The sequence below is a fragment of the Rhodoligotrophos appendicifer genome (assembly GCF_007474605.1).
GTDB lineage: Bacteria > Pseudomonadota > Alphaproteobacteria > Rhizobiales > Im1 > Rhodoligotrophos > Rhodoligotrophos appendicifer.
This window is the reverse complement of sequence record NZ_VHKL01000021.1, coordinates 1-23,747: the sequence shown is the minus strand read 5'-3', so window position 1 is coordinate 23,747 and position 23,747 is coordinate 1. Positions and strand designations below refer to the sequence as shown.

General features: G+C 56.3%; 21 protein-coding genes and 2 pseudogenes. 8 read left to right on the top strand and 15 right to left on the bottom strand.

Annotated features, from left to right (window positions below; genetic code table 11):
• Positions 1 to 42 precede the first annotated feature (42 nt).
• Positions 43 to 882: an IclR family transcriptional regulator domain-containing protein gene (locus FKM97_RS25790; protein WP_144295336.1), complete on the top strand. Its 840-nt coding sequence runs from the start codon at positions 43 to 45 to the stop codon at positions 880 to 882.
• A 401-nt stretch (positions 883 to 1,283) separates the two neighbouring features.
• Here FKM97_RS25790 and FKM97_RS25785 read toward each other — a convergent pair whose 3' ends face one another.
• From FKM97_RS25785 to FKM97_RS25720, 15 genes and pseudogenes are all read right to left on the bottom strand, one after another.
• Positions 1,284 to 2,024, bottom strand: coding sequence for a gamma-glutamyl-gamma-aminobutyrate hydrolase family protein (locus FKM97_RS25785; protein ID WP_144295335.1), 741 nt, complete (start codon positions 2,022 to 2,024; stop codon positions 1,284 to 1,286).
• A gap of 2 nt (positions 2,025 to 2,026) precedes the next feature.
• Positions 2,027 to 3,238: a M20 family metallopeptidase gene (locus FKM97_RS25780; RefSeq protein WP_144295334.1), complete on the bottom strand. Its 1,212-nt coding sequence runs from the start codon at positions 3,236 to 3,238 to the stop codon at positions 2,027 to 2,029.
• Between the two features lie 22 nt (positions 3,239 to 3,260).
• Complete coding sequence (locus FKM97_RS25775; RefSeq protein WP_144295333.1) at positions 3,261 to 4,082, bottom strand: ABC transporter permease; 822 nt, start codon at positions 4,080 to 4,082, stop codon at positions 3,261 to 3,263.
• Positions 4,079 to 4,951, bottom strand: a complete 873-nt coding sequence (locus FKM97_RS25770) for an ABC transporter permease (RefSeq protein WP_144295332.1) — start codon at positions 4,949 to 4,951, stop codon at positions 4,079 to 4,081. The genes FKM97_RS25775 and FKM97_RS25770 overlap by 4 nt, the downstream gene beginning before the upstream one ends.
• A 28-nt stretch (positions 4,952 to 4,979) precedes the next feature.
• Positions 4,980 to 6,053, bottom strand: a complete 1,074-nt coding sequence (locus FKM97_RS25765) for an ABC transporter substrate-binding protein (RefSeq protein WP_144295331.1) — start codon at positions 6,051 to 6,053, stop codon at positions 4,980 to 4,982.
• A gap of 31 nt (positions 6,054 to 6,084) precedes the next feature.
• The gene (locus tag FKM97_RS25760; RefSeq protein ID WP_144295330.1) at positions 6,085 to 7,164 is read right to left on the bottom strand and encodes an ABC transporter ATP-binding protein; all 1,080 of its coding nucleotides are present in this window, start codon (positions 7,162 to 7,164) and stop codon (positions 6,085 to 6,087) included.
• Positions 7,151 to 7,828, bottom strand: a complete 678-nt coding sequence (locus FKM97_RS25755) for a GntR family transcriptional regulator (RefSeq protein WP_170241150.1) — start codon at positions 7,826 to 7,828, stop codon at positions 7,151 to 7,153. Before FKM97_RS25755 ends, FKM97_RS25760 begins: the two co-directional genes overlap by 14 nt.
• A 448-nt stretch (positions 7,829 to 8,276) precedes the next feature.
• Complete coding sequence (locus FKM97_RS25750) at positions 8,277 to 10,178, bottom strand: oxidoreductase (protein WP_144295328.1); 1,902 nt, start codon at positions 10,176 to 10,178, stop codon at positions 8,277 to 8,279.
• A 10-nt stretch (positions 10,179 to 10,188) separates the two neighbouring features.
• The gene (locus tag FKM97_RS25745; protein WP_144295327.1) at positions 10,189 to 11,124 is read right to left on the bottom strand and encodes a beta-keto acid cleavage family enzyme; all 936 of its coding nucleotides are present in this window, start codon (positions 11,122 to 11,124) and stop codon (positions 10,189 to 10,191) included.
• 83 nt (positions 11,125 to 11,207) lie between these two features.
• Entirely contained in the window at positions 11,208 to 11,771 is a 564-nt protein-coding gene (locus FKM97_RS25740) for a GNAT family N-acetyltransferase (RefSeq protein ID WP_144295326.1), read from the bottom strand.
• 14 nt (positions 11,772 to 11,785) lie between these two features.
• Entirely contained in the window at positions 11,786 to 12,505 is a 720-nt protein-coding gene (locus FKM97_RS25735; protein ID WP_170241148.1) for an IclR family transcriptional regulator, read from the bottom strand.
• A 143-nt stretch (positions 12,506 to 12,648) separates the two neighbouring features.
• Entirely contained in the window at positions 12,649 to 13,722 is a 1,074-nt protein-coding gene (locus FKM97_RS25730; protein ID WP_144295324.1) for an SDR family oxidoreductase, read from the bottom strand.
• Between the two features lie 48 nt (positions 13,723 to 13,770).
• On the bottom strand, positions 13,771 to 14,613 hold the full coding sequence (locus tag FKM97_RS27130) for a branched-chain amino acid ABC transporter permease (protein ID WP_342783580.1): 843 nt from the start codon (positions 14,611 to 14,613) through the stop codon (positions 13,771 to 13,773).
• A 138-nt stretch (positions 14,614 to 14,751) separates the two neighbouring features.
• Positions 14,752 to 15,615 (bottom strand): annotated as a pseudogene (locus FKM97_RS27125) (branched-chain amino acid ABC transporter permease); the annotation flags it as partial.
• A gap of 126 nt (positions 15,616 to 15,741) precedes the next feature.
• A complete protein-coding gene (locus FKM97_RS25720; RefSeq protein WP_144295322.1) occupies positions 15,742 to 16,497 on the bottom strand; it encodes an ABC transporter ATP-binding protein in 756 nt (251 codons plus the stop codon).
• A gap of 235 nt (positions 16,498 to 16,732) precedes the next feature.
• Here FKM97_RS25720 and FKM97_RS25715 point away from each other — a divergent pair, with 235 nt between their 5' ends.
• From FKM97_RS25715 to FKM97_RS25685, 7 genes and pseudogenes are all read left to right on the top strand, one after another.
• Positions 16,733 to 17,944, top strand: coding sequence for an ABC transporter substrate-binding protein (locus FKM97_RS25715; RefSeq protein WP_144295321.1), 1,212 nt, complete (start codon positions 16,733 to 16,735; stop codon positions 17,942 to 17,944).
• A gap of 149 nt (positions 17,945 to 18,093) precedes the next feature.
• Positions 18,094 to 18,882 carry a FadR/GntR family transcriptional regulator gene (locus FKM97_RS25710; RefSeq protein WP_205015309.1) on the top strand — a complete coding sequence of 263 codons (789 nt, stop codon included), beginning with the start codon at positions 18,094 to 18,096 and terminating at the stop codon, positions 18,880 to 18,882.
• 80 nt (positions 18,883 to 18,962) lie between these two features.
• On the top strand, positions 18,963 to 20,228 hold the full coding sequence (locus tag FKM97_RS25705) for a cytochrome P450 (RefSeq protein WP_144295320.1): 1,266 nt from the start codon (positions 18,963 to 18,965) through the stop codon (positions 20,226 to 20,228).
• 43 nt (positions 20,229 to 20,271) lie between these two features.
• A complete protein-coding gene (locus tag FKM97_RS25700; protein WP_144295319.1) occupies positions 20,272 to 21,012 on the top strand; it encodes an SDR family NAD(P)-dependent oxidoreductase in 741 nt (246 codons plus the stop codon).
• Entirely contained in the window at positions 21,009 to 22,637 is a 1,629-nt protein-coding gene (locus tag FKM97_RS25695; protein WP_144295318.1) for a class I adenylate-forming enzyme family protein, read from the top strand. The genes FKM97_RS25700 and FKM97_RS25695 overlap by 4 nt, the downstream gene beginning before the upstream one ends.
• The gene (locus FKM97_RS25690; protein ID WP_144295317.1) at positions 22,630 to 23,457 is read left to right on the top strand and encodes an SDR family NAD(P)-dependent oxidoreductase; all 828 of its coding nucleotides are present in this window, start codon (positions 22,630 to 22,632) and stop codon (positions 23,455 to 23,457) included. The genes FKM97_RS25695 and FKM97_RS25690 overlap by 8 nt, the downstream gene beginning before the upstream one ends.
• A 100-nt stretch (positions 23,458 to 23,557) precedes the next feature.
• Positions 23,558 to 23,747 (top strand): annotated as a pseudogene (locus FKM97_RS25685) (thiolase C-terminal domain-containing protein); the annotation flags it as partial.

Genomic DNA, 23,747 nt, shown 5'->3' with positions numbered 1-23,747 from the left:
CCGATGCTGATGTCAGCTAGAAGTGAGCCTTAAGCTCTATTGATGTTTGGCTGGCAAGCGTTACGAGGGTGCCGTGATCACAGACCGGATTCCAGGCAAAGCCAAGTGAAGACTAGCAATCGAAACCCTGTCCTCAAGACGTTACGAGCTCTGACTTGGATCGTTCAGGAAAATTCCCGGGATGTCGGAGTGCGTGAGATGGCGACCGGTTTGGGTGTCTCTCCCAGTACCGCACATCGTTTGCTTTCGGAGCTGGTGAAGGCCGACCTACTCAAGCACGAGCCTCAGACGGGCCGCTATTCGTTGAGCCTCGAGTTTCTCCGCCTGGCTTATCTCGCAATTGCACAAACCCCGGTCCGCCAGATCGCGCTGAGCCATATGCGCCAGCTGACGGATGCCTGCAATGAGACGTCACTCCTCGGTCTTTATGACAGCATGCGTCAAGAAATGATCTTTGCCGCAATGGTTGAGTCGTCCCATCCATTGCGCTACTCGATCGACCTGAACAAATGGATCCCCGTCTACGTCGGCGCGACGGGGTTGGCGATCATGGCGTTTTTGAGCGACGCTGAAATAAGCTCTATTATCGACCGAACTCGTCTTGCCCCTGCGACATCCAAATCAATTACTGAAAGATTTCGGCTCGAGGCCGAAATTCATCGGATAAGGGAGCGTGGCTACGCAATCACGCATGGTCAACGGACGCCAGACGCCGTGGGTATTGCCGCTCCCGTCTTTGGCAGCCACGGTGAAGTTGTCGGTGACATCTGCCTGACCATTCCAGAGAGCCGTTTTGACCAGAGTACCGAGTCGCGAATAGCAGAACTGCTTATTCGCTGCGCCGCGAGCGTAACCAAGGCCCTCGGCGGTAGCCGAAGGTGATTGAATAATCCGCTCGCTGTAGCTTCTGAAGCCGCGTATGGCCAAATCTTTGTAGTACGGCTACGAAACGAGCCGCGACAAAATTTAGGGTCGACGATGCGCTAGTCTCCAATCGCGGTTTGACCAGCGGCAATCTCGCTCCAAAGCGGTAATTTGAAAGAGGACACACCTGGCACCCAGCGGGAACTGAGGGGATAGGTTGAGTCGAGGCCGATAACTGTCAAGTACCATCGGATGAGCTTCGCAGGTGCAAAGTCCTTATGCAAAAGGCTGCTTTAAATCTCTCGATGCGACTCGTGAGCCATTGTCGCGACACGCGACACGCCGAAGGCGAGGTCAGGATCATCGGCGACGACGATAGCCTACGGAGCGGTGAGGGTATGCTTCCCAAGTTGTCTTGTTTACAAGTTAGCTCCTCTATTGCGTTCCGAGAGGGTGTCCTGAGTGCAGGCTGTGATGAACGCTTCAATAATCCTCTTGTTTGGCTCGTCCTTCTGCCTCTGTTCTGGATGCCACTGGATCGCCAATAGGAATGGATGACGTGGATCCTCCAAGGCCTCGATCACACCGTCGGGCGCTAGTGCGGAAATGACAAGACTATCACCCAGCCTGTCTATGGCCTGATGATGCATGGAGTTAACTGGTAGGCGCGTGGTGCGGCAGATCGCATGAAGGCGCGACCCGTCGATGATCTCAACGTCGTGGACAAGCTCGCCGATAGCCGCGCCAGTGCGGTGGTCGTCAGTCGGACACTCTCGTTGGTCTAACGTATGGTCGAAGATCGTACCACCGCGCAGGACATTGACCAATTGCATCCCCCGGCAGATTGCAAGAATTGGCTTGCTGCTTGCCAGAGCTATGTGTGTCAGGCAGATCTCGAAGTCATCGCGATTAGACAGAATATCGGACATCGCGGGATGATGACGGCCACCATAAAGCTCCGGGGAGAAGTCGGTGCCGCCAGTGAGTAGTAGGCCGTCGAGCAAGCCAACGTGGTGCGCAGCGTCTGCTTCTGTACCATAAGGCAGAATGATCGGGCGTCCGCCGGCGGCAAGCACTGCATCAATATATGCACTGGGCAGATAATACTCGTTATCTGCTCTGCGAAAATTGGAAACAATACCGATCAGCGGAGCCGTCATGGTCAATCTCCGCGCAAAATAAGATTGAGTAGGTGTTCATAAACTCTCGCGCCGGTCACGATCTCGTCGATCAGACCATATTCGTCGGGAATGTCAGAATAGCTGCCCCGAGGATTCGGGGTGATGTACCAGGGGCCAAAATTGATTGCTGGGACGTGCAACTTGTCTATAAAAAAATGCGCGTCCGTGAAGCCGCCTATGCCACGCAACTTGCCGCTTTTCCCGGTCACTTCGGCAAAAGCACGAGCACAAGCCGCGATGATCGGTTCGTCCTCCGACACTTCGCTTGCCGGCACGAACATTATGACCTCTGCAGTCACCTGCGCGGCCCATCGCTCGGCAACTGCCGATGCGATCTGGTGCACCGGCGCGACGATATCTTCCACGGTCTCACCCAATGTGACGCGTCGATCAAGAACGAAACGACAGACCTGCGGAATTATATTGGGTTTTATTCCGCCATTGATCGAGCCGATATTCAGCGATGGTTCCGGCAACCAGCGCGAGCGCCCGACCGGGAAAGTGGCGGGCAGATCGCGCTCTAAAATGGCGATCATGTCGGCGGCGACCAAAATCGCGTTAATGCCGGTATGTACCTTACCGGCCTGCCCGGCCTTCCCTGTCACTGTGATCTCTATCCAGCCTGCGCCGCGGTGACCGATCCCTACATCGCCGAGCGTCGGTTCGCAGATCACCGCCATGTCCGGTTTCAATGCGGCAAGCTTGTCGAGCACTGCACCTACGCCGAGATAACCTCCCGATGTTTCATCGGCCGAAGCAAGTAGGACAACCCGACCGGCGAAGTCGTCGCCCCCCTTCAGGAAGGCTTCCGCGCCGGCAATCATGGCCGCTACGCCTGATTTCATATCTCCGGTACCACGGCCATGGATGCGGCCACCGGAGATATCCCCACTGCAGGGATCGCGGGTCCAACCGGTGTCACGCCCCAGCGGCTGGGTGTCCAAATGTCCATTGAGGACGATGGTCTTCCCCGCTCGACTCCCCTGTGCAACGCCGATGACATTGCTGCGCCCCGGGGCGGCTACGATCTCCTCGACGTTAAAACCTGCCCGATCGAGATAGGCCGTGACGAGAGCGGCCGCCGGCTGTTCATTGCCGGGCGGGTTCTCGGTATTTAGACGGATAAGTGGTTGCAACAATGTCTCGATGAAACTTGCTTCGACATTGGAAGGAATAGTGTGCGGCAAGGTCATAGTTCCGATGCTTTTGAAATGGTCAATCTCTGTACATGCCCTTACCCATGACGGCTTCTATGCCGACCACTCGGTCGAGGACGAGGATCACAACCAAAGCGAACAGCATCAACATGATTGAGGCCGCAGCGATGGTCAGGTCAAAATTCGACTTCATGTTGCTTACAAGTGCGACAGGCAGCGTATAAACGGTCGGGCTGGTCAGGAAAATGGTGACGGCGACATCATCCAGAGAGAAGCAGAAGGCAAAGATAAAACCAGTCACGATACCGGTACGCGCAAGCGGCAAGATGACTTTGCGCAGCGCCTGGCCCTCGGTGGCGCCGAGGCTAAGGGCCGCATCGATGATGTTGGCATTGATGCCGGCCATTGCCGCCAAACTCGCCCGGATTGTATAGGGCAACGTGAGCAGCACATGCGCGATTAGGATCTTGACCAGGTCGCCGGCAACTGCGGTGCGCGAGAAGAACAGCAACAGCGAAAAGCCGATCACCACCCCGGGCACCACGAGGGGTGACAAGAACAGCACGCTGAGGAACTGCGCACCGGGAAAACCGCCACGGGAAATGCCAACTGCCGCCAGAGCCCCAAACAGGGCCGAAATCGAAGCCGAGACCGTCGCCACCAGTAGGCTGATGCCGAGCGCGCGCATGTAATAAGGGCTTTCAAAGAAACGCTCGTACCATTGCAACGATATCCCGGGAGGCGGGAAAGGTCCCATGAAGCCGCGTGGCTCGAACGACATCGCAATGGCATAAATCAACGGAACGATCAGGATCGTCGCAGTTACTGCCAGTGCTAATATCAAGATTGCAAAGCCGATATCGTCCCAAACGCGTTTCATGTTTCTGGCACCGTCTTGAGGCGACGTGCAACGAAGCGGCTCAATAGACCGCTGAAAACGAACACCATAGTGAGGGAAATCACCAGCATAAGCATCGAGAGTGCTGCGCCGCTAGGATAATTCGCTAGCTCGCTGAATCGGGTGTAGATCAAATTAGTGATGAACGTGATGTGCCCGCGGCCAAGGATCATCGGAATCACGAAAGCGCTGATGGCCAGCGTAAAAATCACGAGGAATGTAGCAATCAGGCCGTCGATGCACAGTGGGAGAACAACCTTAAAGTGGCTAGTCAGCCTGTTGGCGCCTAGAGCGAGGGCTGCCTCCAAGTAACGGGGATTGATGTTCTGTATCGTCCCAATCTGCATCAGTGTGGCGATTGGATAGAGAAAACCAAACAGGCCGAGGACAACAAAGATCTCGCTCATCATGCGGCTATTCGGATGCGTGCCCAGCAGTGCGGCGAGCGGGCGACCAAAGCCAGTGGGCCCCAGGGAGATCGACAACGAATAGACCTTGACCAGCGTGCTCATGAAAAGCAGCAGCACCAGACCCGACACCATAAGTTTACGCGTTGTCCCCGACGGACGCCGCGCCAAATGATGGGCGAAAGGATATGAAGCAAGCAGCACCAGAACCGTCGCAATGAGCGACAACCTGAAGGTATGGCCTAGGAAGCCGAGATAGGCTGGCGAGAGAAGGGCAATGTAATTTTCTAGTGTGAACGGCGCATTAGCCGAGGAGCCGATGGCGCCGGCCACATAGGTCCGCAGGCTCTCGAAGAATGAGAGCGACAGCGGCGCAAGAAAGAACACGACATAGAATACAAAGGGCAGGATCACCGCGCCAACTCGCCACCTAAGGCTGAACATGTCCTGCGCTCCCGTTCGTTCGCCGGCTTTAGAGAAGCGGTGCCACTTCCTTTTCCCAACGCTGCACCCATCCGTTCACATTCGACGAGAGATAGGACCAGTCGGGAATGAAGGTATACTTAGCCAGTTCCTCCTCGGTGAAGGTAATATGGCCGAGCTTTTCGCTAGCTTTGGATTTGCTGTTGACCGGCACCGTACCAATAGACGCATTGAACGCCTCGTTGTTTTCTGGGCTAAGCATAAGGTTGACCCATTCCTTAGCCTCGGCAGTTTTGCCGCCTTTTAAGATCGCCCAGCCTTCCATGACGATCGCCGTGCGAAACCCGCTGTTCTCTGGCATCTTGGTTAAGTAAACGACAGGTGCAACTTCGGCGACCCTGCCGAAGCTGGTGGTTGCACTGAAACCTACACAGGTCTCACCACTGGACAAGGAGTTGAATGTCTCACTGTCGGACGTGGAGACGCGGCCAATATTACCCTTCTTTGCGAGTTCCTTCACGAAGTCCCATGCGGGCTCCATATTCTTTTCGTCACCGCCAAGAGCCCTGGCGATGGAGACCATCTGCATGTTGTTGTTCAGCATTGGTGCCGGAAAAAGCACCATTCCCTTGAGACGATCATCGAGTAAGTCCTGGATGTTGGTTATTTCAAAGGGGCAGAGATCAGATCGATATCCCCAATGCTGGCCGGTGATACTGCGCGGAATGGCCTTCAGATTGCCGTCTGCGTCTGTCATGAAGAGCGCCTTTGGGATATCGCGCAAATTGGACATCTCCTCGGCATTTACAGTTTCGATCCACTCCTCTGAAATCATGGAGCCGAATACTGGGTTCCAGGCGGCCACGACATCGTAATTTGTCTCAGGCCAAGCAGCTTTGATCTTGGCCAGAATTGCTGCAGCGCCGCCGGCATGCAACTCGAACGTTACGTTCACATCGTCCTGAGTTTCGTTAATCTCGTCCATGGCCTTTTTATAGCCGCCACCCCACTCCACGGCGACGATGGATTTGTCTTCCGCGGTAGCCACGCTCAGCTTGCCCAGTCCGAGAGTGATAGATGAGATCAGGACCAAGTTCAGGAAAATACGTCTTGAATAGGACATTGACTACTCCTCACACCCTGCAAAAATTATGTTAGTCTTTGACGTAGCCGAGATCGCCAGCGGCAAATCTCAGGTGAACTGGCGTGCCCAACCTTAGGAAGTCGACCTTACTGTCCCGGATCAGCGCTGTTATGAGATTGCCGCTGACATCAGCAGTGACCTCGGTATCCTGTCCAAGAAAGATGACGTCTCGAACCGTCCCATCAAGAGAAATAAGGCCGCTCGGCAACGGTGCACCTCGCTCTGCTAGGCTGATTTTCTCTGGCCGTACAAAGCACAGTATCTCCTGATCTACGGACAGATGACCTGGTGCCGGCAGGCGAATATCACCCGGGCCATGAAAGACGGCCGAGTTACCTTTTCCGTAGATCTTTCCCGGCAGCCAATTGGACCGCCCGACGAACTCGGCAACGAACCGACTGGCCGGCTTCTCGTATATATCCCGAGGGGCAGCATCCTGTAGGATCCGGCCCCGATGCATGACCATCACTCGGTCAGCAAGGCTAAGGGCCTCCTCCTGATCGTGTGTAACAATGATCGTTGTCACGCCGGTTTGTGCAAGTATCTGCTTGAGTTCGGTTCGCAGACTTTCGCGCATTTTAGCGTCGAGAGCCGATAATGGTTCATCGAGCAACAAAATTTCCGGCTCTGTAGCCAGGGCACGCGCGAGAGCGACCCGCTGCTGCTGTCCTCCGGACAAGTTCGTCGGATGACGGTCGCGATAATTGCCCATGTGCACTAGGTCAAGGTAACGCTCCACCCGTTCCTTGATGTCGCTCTTCGACAGGCCGCGATGTTGCGGACCAAATGCGATGTTCTCGGCCACCGTCATGTGTGGGAACAGTGCGTAATCCTGAAAGAGGATGCCAATGTTGCGTTCATAGGGCCGTTTCCTGGTAACATCGCGCCCCAGCATGGCGACACTGCCTTGATCCGGAGATGTGAAGCCTGCGATGATCCGAAGGGTTGATGTCTTGCCGCAACCGCTCGGTCCCAGCAAAGCTGCCGTTTCACCCTGCATGAGATCGAACGAAACATCGTCTACAGCGGGTACGCCATCGAAAGTTTTTCGCAGCTGGCGAACGGCCAGAACAGTGTCAGTTGCCGACATTTAGCTTGCTTCTGAGGCTACGTTTAGTTTTGTGCGGCTCACTTTCCAGCAGGCGCACCAGAAGCCGCTGCCCAGCCATTAAGAGGTGGTCCCTCAGTGCGGTTTCTGCACGATCTAAATCGCTGGCTAGAATTGCATTCAGGATCGGTCGATGCGAAAGGGCTTCGCTCTCTGCGTCGGTGCTGTAGACTTTGGTAAAGAGAATGCAGAGCCGAGTTCGAACCTGAAGTTGCTTCAGGTGTTCGAGCAGCAACTCGTGGCCACAAGGGCTGCAGACCGCCCAATGAAAGGCCATATCTGCTTCGACTAGCGCAAGCTTATCATTCTGCTCGGCTGCGGCCGCGAGCGATTGATATGCATTCTCCACAGTCGAAGCTGCCTCCCCATGAACACGCCCAGATGTTATGGCGAGTTTGACGGCGAATGTTTCGAGCACCGCCCGAAGTGAGTAAACCTCGTGTACGAGTTTCGGAGACACCGGAGAGACTTGGGCGCCGTGGCGGGGGCTAATCACGACAAGGCCACCGTCAGCCAACCCTCGCAGGGCTTCGCGGATTACTCCGCGCGACACTTCCAATCGTCGGGACAGCGGGATTTCCGGAAGCGGCGAACCCGGCGGAAACTCACCACGAAAGATCGCCTCCTGTATCTGCTGCGCCGTCACAGAGACCATCGTGGGCGACAGGGTGATACTGGCAGATATCAAATCGTAATCCCTTATGGATAATGTTCAAGCTAATGTCGACAATTATACGTGTCAACCGCGCATGTTCGGTGCGCTGACACATTTTTCGTCAATAAATAATACCCAAACCAGCCCTTGGAAGTCTCTTCATATGGAGATTGTCGACAAAATTCGATCCATAGGCTTTCGGGTGCTGGATGCGGTCATAGGATGGCCCGCCAGCTTAGTCCGTAGGCGGCTACTCACACCAGCCGCTTCTGACTGCAGAGTTTCATTAGCCCTGCTGACGACGCCATTTTTCTCCCCGCGCAATATTGAGGCCGTTGGACAAGCCCGGGTTCATTCGGAAAAGGCTTCTTAATCTTTTTGGCGCCCGACGATGGAAGTTCTCGATTGGAGCGACATACGCGAGGGGGATGGAGCTGCTTCAGACTGTGAATGCTCCGTGAAAAGTCCCTTGCCGGATCGCCTCAAGTGCTGTGCCGACGCGGGCTGCATCTCCAATGGCGATAGCCTGGGTTGCGAAGACGGGCCGTGTTCGGCTGAGCCGTCCGACTGCGGTTATGATGATGTCGGTGGACTGCTCCGACACCTCGTGGCAATCTTTCAGAAGGATCGTGTCTCCGCCCTTTGCCACAACCTCGGTCGATGGGTGAAGAGTTACCATCCTGCCCAGTAACGCACGTTCATAATCGAAGCGACGGGCCCTAAAAGCTCCGAGCGGATCATCATCCCGATCACAGAGGATGACCGAGTGGCCAATATTCGCCAACCAGATCGCTGCATCGCAGCCGATCTGTCCTGCTCCGACCACGACTACGTGGCGCGGTCCCTGTAACAGTTCGGGAGCATCTAAAAACTCCCACCCATCGATTACCGGGATTGAAAGGTCCTCGGACGGCCATTGCTTAGGAACAGAACCTCCAGCCCAGAAAAGTTGGTCGAAACCGGCTGCATCCTCCTCTGCTGAGATAGCATCTGGTCCAAGTTTGAGAACGATACTCGACGATTGCACTCGCTCTTGAAGCCACGTCATGTAGCGACCGTATTGCTCCTTTCCGGGAATTTTCTCGCAGTAGCGATACAGGCCACCAATCTCTTCTGCCGTGTCATAGAGCGTTACGGATGCGCCGCGGTCGGAGAGCGCAAGAGCGCACGTGATGCCGGCGGGACCCGCTCCGATAACGCCGTAGCGGGGTTGACCCTTCGCGGCCACCACGCTCGCGAATTCTGCCTCGAAGCCGAGGCTAGGGTTCACTGTACAAACGATTTCTTTTCTTGAGATCAGACTATCGGTGCAGCCTTGATTGCAGCCGATACAAGGGACCGTCTGATCAGGGGTGCGGCTGGGCCAATCCGGATCAGCCAAGGCGGCACGGCCGACGCTGATAAAATCGGCCGCACCCTCGGCCAGAAGCCTCTCTGCAGTGCCATGCGACGTTACCTTGCCGGCAAAGATTGTTGTGATTCCGACGTCGCGCTTGAACTCCGCTGCCCACCGCGCGAAGGGCGCTTCCGCCGCGAAGCTCGTGGGGAAGATGCTGGCTAGCCCCTTTGGGCTGGTTCCGGTCCCGACACTGGTGTGGATGGCGTCCAGTCCGGCCCGCTTGAGGATTTTGCCGATAGCAATTGCTTCCGGCAGTTCAATGCCGCCTTCGATCTGCTCACTAAGGCAGAAACGTGCGGTGATGGGCACTTGGTCTCCGACCGCGTCGCGAACAGCGGCCAGCACCATCAGAGGAAAACGCATGCGAGCATCTGTCAAGCCGCCGAACTCATCCTCCCGACGGTTCCAATAGGGAGAGGCGAAGCGGCCGAGCAGATGTCCATGGCCCATATGCAATTCGATAAGATCGGCACCACAAGCGATGGCGCGGCGGGAGGCTGCGGCGAAGTCTGCAGTCATGATTTCGAGATCGTCATGTCTCATGGGCCGCATGAAAGGGCCGTTCCATGGCGTGAGGTCGCTGGGTCCAATCGATACTGTCTCCTCGGACGCAAAGGTTCGTCCTGCGCCGTCGAAGAAGATTTGGGCCCCGAGCAAAGCACCTTCTTCATGGACAGCGGCCGCGAGCCGTCGGAAGCCTGGAATGAAGCGGTCGTCATAGAGCGCGAGGCCACGCGTGGCGATGCCGCCTTTGAATTGTGGGAAGATGCACTCCGTGACAATGAGGCCGAAGCCTCCGCGGGCAAGCCGGCGATAAAAGCCGATAAGGCGCTCGGTCACCTCGCCCCGATCGCTGCAGTAGTTCATCAGCATCGCAGGGAAGACCGAGCGTCGGGGAACGGTCAACGATCCGATGCGGCCCGGCTCGTGTATCAGGCCCATACACCTGCTCCTACTGGTTGCGCACGAAGCCCGGAACGCTCAGCATCTCGCGTGTTTCTTCCAACGTTGCCAGCGGCCGGCCGAAGGCCTCGGCGATCTGAACCATCTTATGCACGCAGGTAGCGCAGCTATCGATGATCTCGTCGGAATGTTTGTAGTAGTGAACCATGTCCTCCATCCCGACCCGGACATGACCACCGAGAGCGATCGCCATGGCATTGACGGTCAGCCAGTTGCGGCCGCCTGGGCTGATCACCCAACGCGCGCCCTCGGGCATCAGATTCACCATCGACAGCAGGTTCTCGATGGTTGCCGGTGTGGCACTGTGGATGCCGAGGCAAAGATTGATGAAATAGGGCGGTTTGATCGCCCCCTTCGCGATCAGGATTTCACTGACATCGATCAGCATGCGCTGATTGTAGCAAGCGAGTTCCGGTTTAAGTCCGCGTTCTTCTAAAAACAGGCAGGCATCAATGATGAACTGCTCCGAGTTCACGAAGACTTTCGGCCCGACATTCATCGAGCCCACATTCACAACGACCGTCGTACCGAATGGCAACTTCTCTAATGTGAACCGCTCCTCGACACTGTCGTTGTCCAGCGGACGCGTGAGGTTTAACGACGTACTCATGCCAGGGCACGCAGCCGTCACGAGGTCATGGAGTTTTTGATAGTCCTCCATGCGCTCGCTGCCAAAGCCCTGGGCATCGCGAACATGAAAATGATGGATCTGAGCGCCGGCATCGTAGGACGCTTTCACCTCTTTGAGGATTTCCTCAGGCAGATAGGGCTGGTTTGGATTTTGGTGGCGCGTGATTGAGCCCCCGGTTGGCGCCACCATTATCATTAGCGGTTCTGGTGGCGGGGACTTTGGCTCCCTGTGAACCGGCCAGAAGACATTTCTCTCTTCGATTTGAAACCGGCTCCGGTCACCACGCTCCGACATTCGTAACACTCCCTATGCAATGGTCTCATTATATGGACCAAGGTCTCATTTTCAATGAGAGTAGGGGGCGCCATCGGTGAGAGTCAACGATTTTGTTCATCGTTTAAGGGGAAGGGACACGCGCGAATTTCGGCACTGGTGAGCGGTTCCACGGTATCCCACTGCTGCCCGACCGCTCTGAAACCAGCTTTGAGGTAGAGGGGTAGGGCCGCCGGATGGTCAAGTGTACAAGTTCGGACGACAACCGACCTTGGCCGTTTTGTCCAAGCCGCTTGCAACGCCGAGTCCAGAAGCCATTTTCCCAATCCGGAGCCGGTCGCATGCGGCATCAGACCGAGATAGACGATCTCGATCTCATCAGCTCCGACAGGAGCGATCTCGAACAAGCCAGCAGGATAACAATCGATTTTCACGATCCCCATCGTTCTGTCGGGATCATCAATCCGAGAATGAAGTGCAGACCGGGGCAGGCGCAACGTGTCAACCCAGTGAAATGCCCTTCCGACACCATCGACTAAACGGACATAGGCATCCGGCGAGAGCGGGTAACCGAAATCGAGTTTGAGATTAGGAAGCGGTGGTTTCTTCCGATAGGAAGAAGGCGGCTGGGTCATCTCCAGAAATGTAACCAAGGTTCTGAGACCCATACCCTTACTCCTCGTCAACTGGAGACGGGGGCTCCAAGGCTCGCCGACAGTTCCTGCGCCGTGGTATGCACGATCCTTCCAAGCGACTCCATTCGTTGATCCATACGGCTTCTTGGGCAGGAAATGCCGATGGCGCCGATTACGTCGCCGAAGCGGTTAAAGACTGGTGCTGCTGCTCCAGCGATATCCTCGCGCCACTCGCCGGACGAAAAAGCAAGCCGCCTCTCGCGAACCAGTGCGAGTTGGATCTGCAGGTTGGCGTAATCGATGACGGTGCGCGGAGAACAGACCTGCGCCGCGCGCAGCACTCGCTCGATCTCTTCGGTCGATTGGTAGGCAAGCATGGATTTGCCTGTCGCGGTCGCGTAAGCTGGAGCGCGACTTCCGATTGTCACACTCGCTGCAACGGGCTGCGGGCTGTCGATTTTTTCAACGAAGACAGAATACCCGTCCTCATAGACCGCATAGAGGCCGGATTCCTCCGTCTCCATGGACATCTTCCTGATCGCGGGCAAAATGAGAGCTTTGAGATCGGTCTCGTTGATCGCCTGACAGCCTAGTCGCCACAACTTCACCGTCACTGAATATTCGCCCGGTCCAACTCGTCTCGCAAAGCCGCTGCGGACCAGGGTTTCCAAAAGGCGGAGGACCGTTGATTTTGGTCGGCCCAGGAAGGTGATGATTTCAGGGAGCCTTCGGCTGCGGGCGCCTCCGAGGTAGTCAAGAGTCGACAAGACTGTCATCGCCGAGGATAGGTTCTGTGACCCCCCCTCGGTCTCAGTTGCACCCGACGAACTTCTGACGATTTTTGCCACGAACAACACTCTGCAAGTCGAACAGTATGTGGACCTGAGTCTGCAGAGCAGGACTCGCTCTGTCAATCGGGCAAGACACGGCGGCGTTGCAATTCCGCCAACAGCCCGAGGAACATCTCTTCGGTATCGACGCACTCATGGAATCCCGCTTTGCGGATCTTGATTGTGCTCACATGATGCGGATTGGGCCGTTGGCCGTAACCGAGAAGATAATCCGCGAATTGCCAGGACGGGACGACGGATTTGTAGCTGTTACGAGCGAGAGAGTGCCGCTCTACGATTCGGTCCCAGATCGCCTCATTCTGCGGCATGATCCGGGCCAGCGAGAACGGGTTTGGCGGTGCATGCTCCATACGGAACAATTGCGCAATGGCGGGCCAGAGATTCTGCCAGATATAGATGTCGCCATTGGCGACATTGAACACTTCATTCGCTGCCGACGGGCTTGAGGCCGCCCATTCCATTGCCTTGGCGATAAGCCTCGCATCGGTGGCTTCGCCGATTTTCTCCGGTCCGCCGGGATAGCGCAGAGGCATTCCAAACTCGCGAGAAATGGCGGCGAATACGCCTATCGCGGTGACAACGTTGAGCGGGCTTCCCAGTGCCAAGCCGCAGACGATCTGAGGCCGAAAAATCGTCCAGGTCCAATCCTTGCCGGTCTGGAATTCGGCAAGCCAATCCATCTGGTCGTAATAAAAATTCGGCGGCATATAGCGTGGGTCGGATTCGCGGGCGGGCATGCGGAATGGTCCGAGATGGGCCCCGTAGGCCTTAGTTCCCTGCAACACACTGATGTGTTGGAGCTTGGGTGAAGCCTTCTCGACGGTTGTTACGAGATTGCGCAGCATGCCAAGATTTATTTCCGCGTGATCAGCCTCCGCCCACCCTTTAGTCACATCGGCTTTCTCGAAGACCGCGGCGTAGGCGATGTGGGTGATGTCTCGCATGGAACCTAATTTGGCTTTGACATCATCTGCATCGCGAAGATCGGCCGAGACCCAACGCGCCTGTGTGGCGAAGTCGGGGCTTCGGCGCGAGACACCGACCACGTTCCAGTCTGGCAAGGTTTCAAAATATTCCAGCGCGGCGCGACCGACTGTTCCCAAAGCTCCGACGATTAGAATGGTGTTCTTCAATTTCGCGCTTCCTAGTGTTGAAATGCAAAGGTAGCCGCGTGACCGCACCTAAAGGGGCAGCCGTAGCCGCTTCGCCAGTGTGCCAATGAGCCCACTCCGGAACAGCAACACGCAGAGGATGAAGATCGCGCCCTTGACAATCAGCAGCCAGGAGCCGATTCCGGCGAGGAAGTATTGCATCCAGACTACGAAGATGCCGCCGATCACCGGCCCAGACAATGTGCCCACGCCGCCTACGAGCGTCATCAGGACAGCATCACCTGACATCGACCAATGTACGTCATTTAGGGATGCGAGCTGGAAGACGATTGCCTTCATTGAGCCGGCCAGCCCCGCGAGACCGGCCGAGATGATGAATACGAGAAGCTTGTGCCGGTTTGCCTTATAGCCGAGAGAAATGGCCCGGGCCTCGTTGCCCCGGATGGCACGGGCGACATGGCCGAAGGGCGAGTTCATGACCCGATACAAGAATAGCATCGCCGCGAGGAAGACGATGGCTACGACGACATAGAGCGACATGTCGTCATTGAGCGAGAAAATTCCGAATAGGGTGCCGCGCGGCACTGCCTGGATACCGTCCTCGCCGCCTGTGATCCCCTCTGCCTGGAGACAGATGAAATAAACCATCTGTGCGAGCGCAAGCGTGATCATGGAGAAGTAAATACCCTGTCGGCGAATGGCGATCGCACCGAGAACGGCACCGAGAACGATTGCCACCAAGACGCCGGCGACGATCGCAAGCTCCGGCGAAAATCCGAGATGCTTGGCCCCGTAGGCGGTCATGTAGCTGGCGATACCGAAATAGGCGGCATGGCCGAACGACAGGAGCCCGCTATAGGCGAGCAGGAAGGCAAAAGCGCTTGCGAATAGCGCGTAGCAGAGCGCCTTCATGACCAGCACCGGATAGAAGAGGAACGGTGCAACGATCAAGATCGCCACCGTCAAGGCGAACATTATAAGATGCACTTTTTGAGCGATGCGCGGGTTGTCCCCGGGAATCCCCTCAGCCACGGTGGCAATTGTGAAGCGAGCCGGCTTGAGGAGCAGTACGATGGCCATGGCGACGAAGACCACCATAGCGGAGGCCTCCGGATAGAAGGTCTTGGTGAGGCCCTCAATCAGCCCCAAGCCGAACCCCCCGACAATGGCGCCCAGGATTGAGCCCATGCCGCCGATCACCACTACCGCGAAGGCGATGATCACGAGATCGGAGCCCATGTTCGGATTGATGGAATAAATCGGTGTCGCAAGGACCCCTGCGAAGGCGGCCAACGCGACGCCGAACCCATACGTAAGGGTAATCAGTCTGGGAACATTGATGCCGAAGGCTTCGGTGAGGGTGGAGTTTTCCGACGCCGCCCGCAAATTAACACCCAGCGCAGTCCTCTCGATAATGAACCAAGTTGCGATACAGACTCCGAGCGAGACCAGAATGACCCAGAGACGGTAATTGGGGAGGAACATAAATCCCAGGTTTCGCCCGCCGGTTAACAGCTCCGGAACTTCATAGGACACGCCCGAGGTACCGAAAGTCATATGGAACACACCCTCGATCAGGAGTGCGATGCCATAGGTCAGTAGCAGACCGTAAAGATGGTCTAGTTTGTAGGTTCGTGAAATGAAGAGTCGTTCGATCGCCATGCCGATGCCGCCGACGATCAGGGGCGCCAGGATTAAGGCCCCCCAGTAGTCGATACCCAGCCAGTTCAGCAGTAGCCAAGCCGCAAAAGCGCCCATCATGTATTGGACGCCATGGGCGAAATTGATCACGTTCAGCAGGCCGAAGATGATCGCCAGGCCAAGGCTTAGTGTGGCATAGAAAGCGCCGTTGATCAGGCCAAGCATGACCTGTCCGAAAAAAGCCTGGATCGGCATGCCGAAGATTTCGATCATTCAGTGTAGCCTCCCTCGCGTCAGCTGGGCGAAGCCTCGCCGTGCCGACGTCAATTATTTTTTGTCTTAAAGTGACGACCCAAGGCTCGATGGGGCGGACCTTGGATAGCTCGCCTGAAAAAGGGCTCATGCATGGCCACTGCCCATATAGGCTTCGATGACCACAGGATCCTTGGAGATGGTGGCGTGATCACCCTCCGCAACGATCTGCCCCTGCGCCAGCACCGTGATCGTGTCTGACAGCGACGCCACGACCGCGAGATTATGTTCCACCATAAGAATTGTTCGGTCCTTCGAGACGCTCTTGATCAATTGGGTGATGTGTTCGATATCCTCTCCCCCCATGCCGGCCGTGGGTTCGTCGAGCAATAGCAGTTCGGGTTCGAGCGCCAGGGTAGTGGCGACCTCCAAGGCACGCTTGCGTCCATAGGAAAGTTCGCCCACCGGCCGCTCGGCCCACTCCGTCAGACGAACGACCTCGAGCAACGACCGGACCTTTGCGTCAAAGCGCTGAAGAACCTTGGCCGAACGCCAGAAATCGTAGGATTCCCCTCGCGTCCGCTGCAAGGCCACCCGCACATTCTCTGCCACCGTCAAGTTTGGAAAGACGGACGAAAGCTGGAATGAGCGAACGAGCCCCATTCGTGCAATGTCGGCTGGCCCTACAGAGGTGACGTCCAACCCTTTGAACTTTATCTGACCCCTCGTCAGCGGCAGGAACTTCGTCAACAGGTTGAAGCATGTGGTCTTGCCAGCACCGTTCGGGCCGATCAGGGCGTGGATGGAGCCTCTGCGCACGTCAAGATCGACGTCGCGAACCGCGTGCAGCCCCCCGAACACCTTCGTCAGGCCCCGTGCGGAAAGAATTATTTCACCCGCCATTGCCATCAAATCCGTATGTCGTATTGTTGGACAGCGCTTCATGTTGTTGCTCGGGATCGGCATATTGTCAATCGGCCAAGCGTCAGCGCATCTGGATGCGTGGTAGAACGGAGAGGGCGGTCAACTTGTTTCTTGTAAATCAGCAGATCTTAGGAAAAATTCCAAGTAAATCGTCCCCTCATCATTGAGTTGATAAATAACAAGATATTCTTGTGACAATCTGGGAGGAATACAAATGAGTATAAAGGTTTTGACTACGCTTCTCTTGGGCTGTCTTGCCCTCGCCCCATTTGCCGCAGCAGCGCAGGGTGTCAGCGACGACGTCGTGAAAATTGGCATTCTGACGGATCTGTCAGGTCCCTTTTCCGATTTCGGAGGCCCCGGCTCGGTTGCCGCGGCTGAGCTGGCTGTCGAAGATTTTAACAAGACAGTACTCGGCAAGCCCGTAGAGGTCATCTCCGCCAACAGCGAAATTAAGCCTGATGTGGCCTCGACCACTGCACGCCAATGGTTCGATGTCGAGAAGGTCGACATGATTAACGACCTAACCGGATCGCCGATTGCTTTGGCGATCTCTCAGCTTGCCAAGGCAAAGAACCGAATTGCCATCGTCAACGGCGCAGCTTTGATGAGCATCACGAACGAGCAATGTAACTCAAACACGATCCACTATGCGTATAATGTCTACTCCCTCGCCAGCACAGCAGCCGGCGCTATTGTGAAGGATGTCGGCAAAAAGTGGTTCTTCCTGGTGCAGGACACCGTGGGGGGAAAGGCGCTGGAGGACGTGATGACCGAGTTCCTGCTGAAGAACGGCGGGGAGAAAGTCGGCGCTGTTCGGCACCCGTTGAACACCCATGACTTCTCATCCTACCTGCTCCAGGCGCAATCCTCCGGCGCACAGGTGGTTGTGCTAGCCAATTCCGGTGCGGAGTTCATCAACTCAATGAAGGGCGCAGCTGAGTTTGGAATCGTTGAAGCTGGCCAGAAGATCGCCGGGACGACCGTGTTCATCACCGATGTCAACGCATTGGGCCTGAAAAACGCCCAGGGCCTGCTCTTCGCATCGGCCTTTTATTGGGATCAAGACGATCAGACACGCGCCTTTGCTAAGCGCTACTTTGCCAAGATGAACAAGATGCCGACTATGACCCAAGCCGGTGTCTATTCCTCTACTAAGCTCTACCTCCAGGCTATTCAAGATGCAGGTACTGACGAGCCAGCGGCAGTTATGGCCAAAATGCGGGAGATTCCGGTCAATGATATTTTCAAAAATGGCCGGCTGCGTGAGGATGGCAGCTTCGTCCACGACATGTATCTCGCACAGGCGAAAGAGCCTGAGGAGTCGAAGGCTCCATGGGACTACTACAACATCTTGGCCACGGTTCCCGCTGACCAAGCCTATCAGCCTCTCTCCGCAAGCAAGTGTTCGCTCGTGAAACAGTAATCTAGTTGGTAAATTTGACGATCGGACATTAGGTGGACCCTGGTGTCCGATCGTCTTAGCGGCGATCGGATAAGTCGACCGCGCGCGATATCAGGGGGCAGAGAGCATTGGTAGCGAGATCGGAAGCTGGACCGTTCAAGAGGCTCGACGTGCTTCCGGCATACCGGGTGGTGTTCGACACCATCGAACGCCTCATTATGGAGGGCCGACTAAAGCCCGGAGACCTTCTGCCAACTGAGACCGAATTGGCGGAACAATTCAATATAAACCGTTCGACTCTGCGGGAGGGAATCCGCCTCTTAGAGCAGAATGGCTTGGTGGAGCGAGGCGCAGCTAAGCGGCTCACGATCGCAGTGCCCCAGATCCTCGATTTGGCAACACGGGTTAGCAGGGCGCTGGTGCTCCATGACGTCACCTTCCTTGAACTGTGGGAGACTTACATGGTCCTCGAGCCGGCCGCAACGAGGCTGGCAGCACTCAAGGCGACCCCTCAAGTCCTTGAAAAGATGAGCGATAACATCGATGAAATGGCCAGGAATGTTGATGATCTTGACCGCTTCATGGAACTCGATCTGGAATTTCACAGCATGATCGCTGCTGCTGCGGACAACAAGCCACTCCAGATCGCTCGCCAGCCTGTCTCAATGCTGATGATGCCTTCGGCCAGAGTGATCCTACCAAGGCTAAAGACTTATCAGCGGGTCGTGACGGCCCACCGAAATATTGTCGCTGCAATGAAAGCCAGGGACGATCTCCTCGCAGAGGAGTGGATGCGTAAGCACACGGCGGACTTCCAGCGGGGTTATGAGCTGATTGGATACAGCCCATTCGAAAAACTGATCGAGGAGCAGTGGGCTTCGACAGTCGCCATCGCCGATACACAAGTTCAGGGGACCGGGACACGTGCGTCCGTAAAAACCCGCGGTCGACGCTCGTAAAACTTTATCCTAGCTTTCTCCCGGGCGTTGTCCGACAATCGGATGATGAATGGAAATTCGCTTATAGGTATGCGGCTGAGATGTCTGGTGCAAAGAATCTTACAATCGCCCAACTGAAAAAACTCAGGCTGAACACACCCTCCTTCAGTCAGAACGTTTACCCTCATTACGAAGCTTTGCGAGACGCCGGCGGGGTGCTCTGGAGCGAGAGCCACAAATCGTGGCTGATATCGAGCTATGATTGCGTCAAGGCTCTGTTGTTATCTCCCAATGCTTCAGTAGAAAAGATGTCACCCTTCGTGAATCAAGCGACTGGTGACGTTCAGGAAACCATGATCGTGATGCATAAGGTCATGGAGCACTGGCTGCCCTTTATCGATCCACCTGAGCACACGCGACTGCGCCTTATATTGCAGCGAAGTTTTGCCCCACGCGCGCTGCAACAGCATGAGCCAATGATCAGGGCGACTGTTCGAAAAGTGATCAATGGATTCGGTGACCGACGAGAGATCGAGTTTCTCGATGAGTTCGCCTTCCAGTTTCCTGCTCTTGTTATCACCGACTTTTTTGGAATGCCCAGTGACGAAGTCAAACGCATCCGCGAATGGTCGGCCGGCATCGCGGAATTTGTTCTCGGTTCTGGAAAGGAGGGTCGATATGAGAACAGTGCGGGCATGATGCGCGAGATGAAAGCTTTCTTTGGCGATCTTGTGGCCACCCGCTCCTCTGAGCTAGCCGCCGGAGCTCAACGGTCCGAGAAGCTGCTCGACCAGCTTCTCCTCACGATGGACAGCGACAGCGGCTTGAACAGCGACGAGATAGTTTCGACCCTGATCCTGATCCTGTTCGCAGCGCCTGAGACGACTGCCAGTATGCTTGTGAATTCGATGCTTGCGCTTCTATCTAACCGACCGCAGCTGCAACAGCTTTCCGATGATCGCAACTTGATCGGTCCCGCTATGGAGGAGTTGATCCGATACGACGGACCGGTCCCCGCGGTGGTTCGGGTGGCGAAGGAGGATATGGAGATCGGTGGACAGCACATTCACGCCGGGCAGCGTATCTTCCTACTCTTGAAGTCAGCCAATCGAGATCCCGCGCAGTTTCCCAACCCTGAAGTGCTTGATTTTGGCCGCGGTCGCAGCGGTCATATCGGCTTTGGGATGGGCATACATCTCTGCCTTGGCGCCCCCCTGGCGCGGATGGAGTCTCGCATCGCCTTCGAGGAATTATTGGCTCACTACGAGGATTTTGAGCTGCCCGATCAAGAAATTGTCTGGCGTCATGAACTCTTGGCGCATTCCCCCCATGCATTGCGTGTTGGCCTAGTGCCTCGTGTCGGCTGAACTAGCCGGCACGATGTGCTGGGCAGTGTAAAGCAAGAGTGCCATGTTTGAAGTCGATGAAAAGATTGTTCTAATCACCGGCGCCTCGTCTGGGATAGGGCTACATCTCTGCGAGACTTTCGCTTGTCGAGGGGCGCGTGTGATCGCATGTTCCCGCAGTGCCGAACAAAGTAAGGGTCTCCTGCACCTTGCAACGGGAAAGGGCCTTGATGTCACGCCATTAGCCATGGATGTTACAAATCCTGCCTCTGTCGCTGAGGCCATGGAGCGCGTTCGTGGCCGCGTCGGCCGGATCGATGTCCTTGTCAACAGCGCGGGAACAGCGAGACCGATCCGCTTGCTGGATATGTCGACAGAGGCGTGGGACGAGACCTTGGATACCAATCTTAAAGGTCCGTTTCTTGTAAGCCGCGCGGTCGTACCTCTTATGCCGGACGGGGCGAGCATTATTAACATCTCCTCGATCGGCGCCTTCCGCGCCATTACCGGACTTTCCTCTTATGCCGCCGCCAAGTCAGGACTCTTGATGTTGTCCCGAGCTTTGGCATTGGAGCTTGCATCGCGGAGGATCAGGTCGAATGTGGTTGCGCCAGGCTATGTGCTGACGCCCATGAATGAGGATTTTTTAGCGAGCGAGCAGGGCGAGCGTTTGAGAGGAAAAATTCCCCTTAAACGCTTTGCAACAGTCACAGACCTTGATGGTGCGATGATCTTCTTAGCATCCGATGCATCAAGCTATATGACCGGCGGGTGCCTCCTGCTTGATGGAGGATTTTTGCTGTGATCAAAGCTCTCGACATGATTCAACGCGAAAGCCGATCGGGCACGATCCTGCATCGGTACACCAAACGCGATTTCGACGTGAATTACGCGGCCGGCCACTGGACGCCGGACCACCTACTGCAGACAATGGCGACGCACCTGATGGATGATCCAGATCATCTGGCTGTAGTTGATGGCGATCGCAGGGTCACTCGCAGGGAGCTTGCCTCCCTGGTTGAAAAGTCTGCCGGCTGCTTCCATGCGGAAGGCATACGCCGCGGAGATATCGTCGCGGTGCAACTCCCCAACAGCTTGCACATCATCGTTGTCGCGCTTGCCCTGTTTCGGATAGGGGCGATCTTCCACGGCATCAACTCAAGCTACCGCCACAACGATGTGATGAAGATTTTCAGGCGGTCGCAACCGAAGATGTATGTCCACACGCCAAACTTCAGATCCTTTGACTATGGGCCGCTGGTGGAATCCCTACGCGGGGACGGCGGATTCGGCTTTACAGCGCGACTGGTTGACGTCGATCGCCCCATCGACGAAGCCTTCGCAGGACCGTCTTCTATCGTTGATGACATCGAGGCGCCTGACCCCGACGATCTGATCTTAATAGGTGCTACTTCCGGGAGCACTGGCGACCCGAAACTTTATATGCATACGCAGAACACGCAGTTCAACGAAGCAAGGTGTCTGGTTCGAGAGATGGGTTTTGGCCCCGCCGACGTTTTCCTCGCCTTCGCCCCGATCACTCATCGAGGGGTCTTCATGTGGGGCTTCATGCTGTCGATGGCATCTGGAGCGGCTATCGTCATCCAGCGCGTCTACGATCCGGTAGCGATCCTGAAAGGGATCGATGCCGAGAAGGTAACATCCCTCTTTGCAATTCCAACGCAAGTCGTCGATCTTCTTAATGTCTGCGACCGTCTTGGAGGCGGGGGCGATTCCCTGCGCGTTCTTATGATGGCAGGTGCGCCGGTGCAGCCTCAGCTTGTGGAGCGGCTGCAGAAGAGCTGGCCGAGTTGTGCCCCGGTCACTGGTTTCGGGACGAGTGAGACCGGTTATGCGATCATTACTCGACCTTCGTATCCATTAGAAGAGTTGCAGACCTGCGGTCGTCCTCTTAACGGCATCGAGATCCGCATCGCGCGCCCTCTGGGGAGCGACGACCCCGATGGTGAGGTCATGATCCGCGGCGCCTACATCTCGGCCGGCTATTACGACGACCAGCAGGCCACGAACCAGGCCTATGACCGCGACGGCTGGTTCAACACTGGCGACCTTGGCCATCTCGATGCCCAGGGAAATCTCGTCGTCACGGGACGGACCAAGAACGTGATCATCCGCTCGGGTCTTAAGATCCAGGCCGAGGAGATCGAGCAATTGCTTCTGCGCCACACCGATATCTCCCACGCAGTCGTCATCGGCCTTCCCGATAGTCAGGTCGGGGAGCGGACCGTGGCTTGCGTCATCCTGCGCGACAAGCGGCCCTTCACATTGGAGGAGGTCAATGCCTTCCTCCAGCAGCAAGGTACTGCGAAGTTCAAATGGCCGGAAAAACTAGTAGTGATGGACGAGATGCCGATGAACGCCGCCGGGAAATTCGATCGCATAACCATGAGAAAGCAGCTCAATGGCTGAGAATGTCGAACATGAGAGGACCGGGTACGGCCGAATTCTGCAGGGGCGCGTCGCAGTATTAGTGGGAGTCGGCGCGCCGGGAGAAACTGTTAGCAATGGCCGTGCCACGGCCGTCGAATTTGCTCGCTGCGGCGCAACGCTTGTCCTGGCCGACCGCGATGCGGCTGCGTTGGGTGCCTGCGCCGAGGCCGTTCAGCCTTTTGGCGGAGAGGTGCTTCAGGTACAGCTGGATGCGACCGATGAGGCCGCTGTCCAGGGTCTCTTCGCGAGCTGCCGGGATCGCTTCGGCACCGTCGATGTGCTTCACAATAATCTGGGTATTACCTCGGCCGGCCGCATCGCCCGGGCGACCGTCGAGAGCTTCGATCTCTGTGTCGCCGTAAATCTCAAATCGGTATTCCTGCTGTGCAAGCATGTTCTGCCGATCATGGAAGAGATGGGCCGCGGCGCAATCACTAACATCTCATCGGTCTCCAGCATCCGACATCTGGGGATAAGCTCTCCTCTTTACGACATGACCAAGGCTGGTCTCAATGCACTGACCCGCAACATCGCCATTGACTATGGACCTAAGGGAATTCGTGCGAACGCTATCCTGGTCGGCATGATGGACACGCCGTTGGCGCGGGGAGGAATTGAGAAGGCTGGTCGCGACGTCGAGGCGATCTATGAAGGTTACGTCCAGAGAATTCCATCACGCCGGATGGGTAGCGGGCATGACACGGCTCATCTTGCAGCGTTTCTGGCCTCTGATCTGGCAAGCTACATCAATGGTGCCGAGATTGTTGTAGACGGAGCTTTGACCGCCAAATCAGGCTGAGGAGATGCATTGCTTTGAATATGCGTTCAGCGAGCTTCGTGGGTAGTAATGGCGAGGTGCAGAAGCTGGTGATCGGGCGCTCGCTGCTGAGCGAGCGGCCATGACGATCCGCGACAAGACCGCCATCGCCGGGCTGGGGGCGACGCCCTATTACAAGCGCGGCACCTCCCTGCCGCAGACGCTGCCCGAGCTTGTCTGCAAGGCGATCATCGCCGCGGTGGACGATGCCGGACTGACCGTCAAGGACATCGACGGGTTCGCCTATTATTCGGAAGGCTTCGATACGCCCT

Coding starts and splice junctions, on each gene's coding strand:
- FKM97_RS25790 (WP_144295336.1), top strand. CDS start 43: ATGTTTGGCTGGCAAGCGTTACGAGGGTGCCGTGATCACAGACCGGAT.
- FKM97_RS25785 (WP_144295335.1), bottom strand. CDS start 2,024: ATGACGGCTCCGCTGATCGGTATTGTTTCCAATTTTCGCAGAGCAGAT.
- FKM97_RS25780 (WP_144295334.1), bottom strand. CDS start 3,238: ATGACCTTGCCGCACACTATTCCTTCCAATGTCGAAGCAAGTTTCATC.
- FKM97_RS25775 (WP_144295333.1), bottom strand. CDS start 4,082: ATGAAACGCGTTTGGGACGATATCGGCTTTGCAATCTTGATATTAGCA.
- FKM97_RS25770 (WP_144295332.1), bottom strand. CDS start 4,951: ATGTTCAGCCTTAGGTGGCGAGTTGGCGCGGTGATCCTGCCCTTTGTA.
- FKM97_RS25765 (WP_144295331.1), bottom strand. CDS start 6,053: ATGTCCTATTCAAGACGTATTTTCCTGAACTTGGTCCTGATCTCATCT.
- FKM97_RS25760 (WP_144295330.1), bottom strand. CDS start 7,164: ATGTCGGCAACTGACACTGTTCTGGCCGTTCGCCAGCTGCGAAAAACT.
- FKM97_RS25750 (WP_144295328.1), bottom strand. CDS start 10,178: ATGGGCCTGATACACGAGCCGGGCCGCATCGGATCGTTGACCGTTCCC.
- FKM97_RS25745 (WP_144295327.1), bottom strand. CDS start 11,124: ATGTCGGAGCGTGGTGACCGGAGCCGGTTTCAAATCGAAGAGAGAAAT.
- FKM97_RS25740 (WP_144295326.1), bottom strand. CDS start 11,771: ATGGGTCTCAGAACCTTGGTTACATTTCTGGAGATGACCCAGCCGCCT.
- FKM97_RS27130 (WP_342783580.1), bottom strand. CDS start 14,613: ATGAAGGCGCTCTGCTACGCGCTATTCGCAAGCGCTTTTGCCTTCCTG.
- FKM97_RS25720 (WP_144295322.1), bottom strand. CDS start 16,497: ATGGCGGGTGAAATAATTCTTTCCGCACGGGGCCTGACGAAGGTGTTC.
- FKM97_RS25715 (WP_144295321.1), top strand. CDS start 16,733: ATGAGTATAAAGGTTTTGACTACGCTTCTCTTGGGCTGTCTTGCCCTC.
- FKM97_RS25705 (WP_144295320.1), top strand. CDS start 18,963: ATGTCTGGTGCAAAGAATCTTACAATCGCCCAACTGAAAAAACTCAGG.
- FKM97_RS25700 (WP_144295319.1), top strand. CDS start 20,272: ATGTTTGAAGTCGATGAAAAGATTGTTCTAATCACCGGCGCCTCGTCT.
- FKM97_RS25690 (WP_144295317.1), top strand. CDS start 22,630: ATGGCTGAGAATGTCGAACATGAGAGGACCGGGTACGGCCGAATTCTG.